A 6,328-nucleotide genomic window follows, 5' to 3' on the forward strand; every position below is an offset into this window, starting at 1 on the left:
CACATTGGATGTTATTTTATCCCGATACTGCTCAGGCACTTTAATAACTCCATCGGTAATATTTGCCTCAAATTCTACAGCATTCATAGCAACTAATTTTCTTCAATATAATTATCTTTTCACATTAAAGCTATAATGCAAGGCGCGGGGGGCATGGGGCACTTCCCCGCCCCTCGCCCCATGCTCCCCACCCATTATTCATCTCGCAGAGATTCTACTGGGTTACGCGTGGCGGTGCTGATAGTTTGTGAGCCTACGGTGATTCCAGCAACTAGTAAAGCGGCTACTCCAGCCAGCACAAAGCTCCAAACGCTTAGTGTATCTTGGTAAGCGAAGGTATCTAGCCAGTAGTTCATAACGAAGTAAGCCAACGGACAGGCAATTAAGAAGGCTACCAGAATAAGCTTGGAGAAGCTTTGCGTAAGCAATAGCAGTAATTGGCTTACCGACGCTCCCAGCACCTTCCGAATACCCACTTCTTTGGCTCGTTGCTCAGCCGTATACGAAGCTAGACCCACCAAACCCAATGCCGCAATAAAAATTGCCAGCAGTGAAAAGAACTGCACGATTTGTCCCAGACGATCTTCGGCATCGTACTGATCTTCAAACCGACCGCCAATGGTGTAGTAATCAAAAGGATATCCAGGCATTAGGTAAGCCCACTGCTCTTTAAAGTAGGCTAGTGCTTCCTCCGTAGCTCCCTCTTCTACTCGGGCTACCAAATTATAGGAGCGGCTACGGTTAGGAATCTGGAAAATAATTGGGGCAATGGATTGGTGCAATGACTCAAAGTGAAAGTCTTGAACCACTCCTATAATATAGCCATTCCGACGACCGTAAAGGATTTTCTGGTCGACGGCCTCTTCTGGCGAATCATAACCCATCGCTTGCGTAGCGGCTTCGTTGATAATGAACGCTTCAGTAGAATCACTAGCTCGGTTAATGTCAAAGTTACGTCCGGCCACCAAACTAATTCCTAGCGAATTAATAAAGTCGTGGTCTACACTCACGTCAGCTAATCGAAAGTCCAAATCTTTCATCTCACCGTTTATTTCTACCTGTCCTCCTTGGGAGTCAAGCAGCCTTCCCGAAGGTGCGCGCGTGGTTAGCGTAATATTAGAAATGCTTGGTTGATTAAGAAAACGAGCTTTTAATTCTTCATACTGCTGATATATTTCTCCACCGACTCGCATTACTAATAAATTCTCCTGGTTGAAGCCTAGTGGCTTACTCTTTACGTAATCCAGTTGTCGCTCTACCGTAATTACGCCGATCACTAAAGCAATGGAAATAACGAACTGTAAGACTACCAACCCCGAGCGTAAAATTGCATTTCCACGGGCACTGCCCCGACTGCTTCGTAAAATCCGGGCGGGCTGAAAGGAAGAAAGATAGAAAGCCGGATAGCTACCAGCAACCACTCCTACAACCAGAACGATACTGATAAGCAGCACCAGTAGAAATGGGTTACCAATAATATCCAAGGTAAGGGGTTTGTCTACAAAATCAATAAAATAAGGCAGAGCCAGGGTTACCAACAAAACAGACAACGCTAATGCAAATAACGAGACGAGTACTGATTCAGACAGAAATTGCTGCACTAGCGAAGTCTTCTCAGCTCCCATTACCTTACGAACGCCTACTTCCTTGGCCCGACGGGTAGCTCGGGCAGTAGTCAGATTAATGAAATTAATGCAGGCGATCACTAGAATGAACACCGCAATGATGGTATAGATATACACATAGGCGATGTCGCCATTGGCCTCCAACTCCGAATCCAAGTGGGAGTGTAAGTGAATATCAGTGAGCGGCCATAGGTGCAGAAAGTTGGTCTGAGAAGCGGGCACATCCGAGTCGTTCGGTAAATGTTTGTCTAAGAAGGCCGGAAACTGAGCTTCCAAATTATCCGGATTATAGCCTTCGCTTAATAAGATAAAAGTAGCATAGTTATTACTACCGTAGTTCTCCATTTCTTCCTGACCTACAAAGTTTTCCAGCGTAGCAAACGAACTTAATGCCGTAAAATGGAAGTGGGAGTTGTCAGGTACATCTTGTATCACGCCCGTTACTTTCAAGTCAACTACGTTGTCTAAATTTAGGGTTTTACCCATAGGACTCTCGTCATTAAAGTACTTTCGGGCTTCGCTTTTAGTAAGTACAATAGTGTTAGGTTCACTTAGGGCGGTAGTCGGATCACCTTCTACGAAGGGGAAAGTAAAAATCTCAAATACCTCTGGCTCAGCGAAGAACAGGCGATCAACCATAATTTGAGCGTTACCCTCCTTATAAGTCATTAGAGCCGATGAAGAATTTAATAGCCGAACGCTCGATTCAATAATCCCCGGAAAATCTTCGGCCAAGCGCGGCTCAAACGGCGGTGCCAAATGACCCAGATGCAAATTGGTTTCACCGTCGACATTACGCCACTCGCGGGAGAGACGATAGATGCGGTCAGCTTTCTCGTGGTAGCGATCGTAGCTGAGCTCGTACTGCACAAACAGCAGAATCAGAATACAAGCAGCCATTCCCACCGCTAATCCTAAAATATTAATCAGCGTCATCTGCTTATGACGAGCCAAATTTCGTAGGGCGATTTTAAGATAGTTTTTAATCATAGTTTATTCAATTAGCAGTGTGCAGTGAACAATGTGCAATTAACTTAGCAATTGAAAAGCAATTATACATTGTTCACTGTCAAAAGTTATTCATTTCGTAGACTGTCTACCGGATTAGCCACTGCTGCTCGGATGGACTGGAAGCTGACCGTGAGCCAGGCGATCACTAGGGCAATGCCTCCGGCAATAGCAAAGGTACTAACGCCTAACGAGATACGATAGGCAAAATCAGATAGCCACTGATTCATTAAAAAGTAAGCGGTGGGGATAGCCACCAGTAGGGCAATAAATACCAGCTTCGTGAAATCTTTGGAGAATGCTAACACTAAGCTACTGACCGAAGCTCCCAACACCTTGCGAATGCCAATTTCTTTGGTGCGCTGTTCGGCGGTGTAAGCAGCCAGACCAAACAAGCCCAGGCAGGCAATAAAGATTGCTAGAGAACAAAAGACCGTGAAAATGATACCTAGCTTCTGTTCAGATTTATAGATGCCATTAAACCGTTCGTCCAGAAAAGAGTACTCAAACGGTAGGTCCGGCTGAAAGCGGTTCCACTGGTCTTCCAACGCAGCAATTGCGGCAGATACTTGCTCGGGCTGTACCCGCAATGATAGGGCTGAAATATTACTACCTACTACTATTACCATCGGCATAATCTTCTGCCGCAGGGTGCTATAGTGAAAGTCCTCCACTACTCCCACTACGTTGTACGTAACGAAAGTGCCGGGTTCTTCACCGAAGTTGCTTAATTTCTGTCCGAGTGGATCATCCTCCCCAAAGAAATACTTCGCTGCTGCCTCGTTAATAATCATAGCGGAAGAGTCAGTAGCAAAGTCGCGGGAGAAGTTGCGTCCATCAACAATGTTCATTCCCATCGTTGGAACGTAGTCGTAGTCTACGTAGAACCAGGGTACCGTAGTGGTTCGGTCGCTTTCGGGGTTATTATCGGGGAAAATAGCGTTATTGTTGTTGCTCATAGGATCAGCCGGAAGAAAACCGGTGAGGGAAGCCGCCGTCACTCCGGGTTGGCGTAATGCTTCGTTCTTAAACGTTTCAGCTTGTTTATTTAAGTTATACGTATTGTGTATTACTAACACATGGTCTTTATCGTACCCCAGCTTCTTGTTACGAATATGATTGAGTTGCTGATAGACTACTACCGTACTGGTAATCAGTGTAATAGAGATGCCAAACTGAAGCACAACCAAGCCATTGCGAAGCCAGCGTCCGCCACTCTTGGTCGCTAATTTTCCCTTCAACACACTGGCCGGGCGGAAAGCTGATAAAAAGAAGGCTGGGTAGCTTCCAGCTAATAAACCAATGACTGCTACTGCCAATAGTAACAATGGAATAAAATACCAGGTCTGAAGATAGTTAATCGCTAATTGCTTTCCGGCTAGATCATTAAAGAAGGGCAACGCCACTTCGGCCATCAGTATGGCGAGCAGTAAAGCCAGGAAACTGACCAGTAGGGCTTCCGCCAGAAACTGAGTAATTATCTGCTTACGTACCGAACCTAGCGTCTTACGGATACCCACTTCTTTGGCTCGTCCGGCTGAGCGAGCGGTAGAAAGATTCATAAAGTTAAAGCAGGCAATTAGCAATACAAATAGAGCGATAGCCGAGAAAATGTAGACGTATCGAATGTCACCGTTGGCTTCAATCTCAGCTTCCAAATCTGAGTAAAGATGAATATCTGTCAGCGGTTGCAACAAATAGTTGAAATAGTTGCCTGATGCTAAAAAATCTTCGTAGCTAGCGTTGGCATACTGTTCAAGTTGCGGAGCTCCGTAGGTCTCAAAGGTTTCGTTAAGCTTCGTCTGAACGTCAGCCACATTAGCGTCTTCTCGCAGTAATAAGTAGGTGTAATAATTATTGTTCAACCACATCTCAGATTGGCTATCCTTTAGCGAAACCATTGATAGGAATACATTGAAGTGGAAGTGAGAATTGTTAGGAATCTCCTCAAAAATACCCGTAATCTTGTAAGGCTCTTTGCCTCTTCCCAGCAGCAGTGTTTCCCCCAACGGTGGCGACAGCCTCCAATCAGCCCCGAAGTATTTTTCAACCGAAGCTTCACAAAGCACCAGCGAGTTCATTTCAGTCAGCGCCTTTTTTGGGTTTCCGTATAATAGCGGAATATTAAAAACAGCAAATAGTGTAGAATCTGCATATGTGATGTCTTCTTCTTGGTATGCCTGATCGTCGCGGTAAACGGTATAGTCGCCCTGGGTTCGAAAGCGTACTGCATTCTCTACTTCGGGATAGGTCTCAGCCATAGTGCGCCCAAGTGGGGCAGCAGCTATCGGAAAATCACCACTTTGTCCACCCAGACTGTACGATAATCGCGCTCGGTAAATCCGGTCAGCGTTAGTGTGGTAGCGGTCGTAACTAATCTCGTCTAACACAAACAGGGCAATAAGCAGACAGACAGCCAAGCCGATAGCTAATCCTAACACATTGATAACTGAGTAAAACCGCTGCTTCAATAGGTTACGAAAGGCAATTTTGAGGTAATTCTTTATCATAATTTTAATGATTAACGGTCAAAGTTGGACGGTAGAAGGTTCGAAATGCAGAAACCTTCCGCACCTTACACCATCTATCTTTCACCTTTGTTCATTGAAATATTGTGCCAGACGAAAATTCTGTATTCATAGCGAATAATAGCCTATTTGCATTAGACCTACTGTTCGAATACGGACATATTTGTACGAGGGCGTACATCATTCCGGCTATTGGTGGGCAAAAAAAAAGCCCGATCAGTTTTCTGACCGGGCTCTACTTAGAGAAATCTATTATTTACATCAACTAGTAGTTGTTCACTTCTTTGTAGAAAGAATAATCTGCATTATACAGGGCGAGCGTGTAACTGCCGGGTTGTAGCTTTTTCAGATTAACCTTTTTGTTATATTCTTGCTCGCCGGCAACTTCTTCTGAATAAAGTACTTCACCGTTATCGTTTAAAACCGCTAGCTTTAGTGGTGCGTCGGCTATATTTTTAAAAGCAACGTATACGGAAGCTCGGTCTGACCGAGGCTGTACTACAATTGGTGCGAAAGATTGGTAAAACTCACTTTTATCCTCACGAACGCTGCCGTCTAATCCTACGATAAAGGGTCTACGCACTTCGCTTGTTTTACTTTCCAGTACTAACGTATATTTTCCCGGCTCCATCTGAGAAAAATTATAGCGTCTAGCGTGTTGCTCTCCGCTACTAACCGCTTCCTCGTATACTGCCTTATTTGTTTTATCCAGCACTTTGATAGTTGCTGGAGCATTGGCAGCAATATTCCAATCTCGAACTACCACAATAGCGTGCTGTCCACTTAGTGAAATTGAAACATCAGCATCGTTATCCTCCGGACTATTACCGGCAAACGCTCCCAGACTCAGACACCCCACCATACATATTAGCGCTAATTTCTTCACTGTCATCGTGTTTTTCTTCATCTCTTCAGAAGTATTTCGTTTAAAATTTAATGGTGCAAAATTATAACTATTTACATTTACTATGTAATTAAATACATTCAACTTTACGCTTATTATTACGCGCGATGGGGTGTCTAACCTTTCCGTTTTATCCACTAATGCATCAAAAATTTACACTTGGTTATCCGTTGAGTTTCCAAAGGTTTCTAGATTGATTTGCCTATAAAATGACTATAACACTCTGTATAGCGAATAGCTGATTGTAAGCACTATCGGAAATG

The 6,328-nt window shown here is 44.3% G+C and carries 3 protein-coding genes; all 3 read right to left on the reverse strand.

Going from position 1 to position 6,328, the window contains the following annotated elements; genetic code table 11:
- Positions 1–194 precede the first annotated feature (194 nt).
- The 3 genes from WBA23_RS09135 to WBA23_RS09145 all read right to left on the reverse strand — a co-directional run bounded on the left by WBA23_RS09135 (position 195) and on the right by WBA23_RS09145 (position 6,068).
- Positions 195–2,615 (reverse strand): ABC transporter permease, encoded by a 2,421-nt coding sequence (locus WBA23_RS09135; protein ID WP_424581969.1) that lies wholly within the window; start codon positions 2,613–2,615, stop codon positions 195–197.
- Between the two features lie 86 nt (positions 2,616–2,701).
- Positions 2,702–5,143 (reverse strand): ABC transporter permease, encoded by a 2,442-nt coding sequence (locus WBA23_RS09140; RefSeq protein ID WP_424581970.1) that lies wholly within the window; start codon positions 5,141–5,143, stop codon positions 2,702–2,704.
- Between the two features lie 283 nt (positions 5,144–5,426).
- A complete protein-coding gene (locus WBA23_RS09145) occupies positions 5,427–6,068 on the reverse strand; it encodes a DUF3244 domain-containing protein (protein WP_424581971.1) in 642 nt (213 codons plus the stop codon).
- Positions 6,069–6,328 lie beyond the last annotated feature (260 nt).

Source organism: Tunicatimonas sp., from assembly GCF_049647865.1.
In the GTDB taxonomy this organism is placed as follows: domain Bacteria; phylum Bacteroidota; class Bacteroidia; order Cytophagales; family Cyclobacteriaceae; genus Tunicatimonas.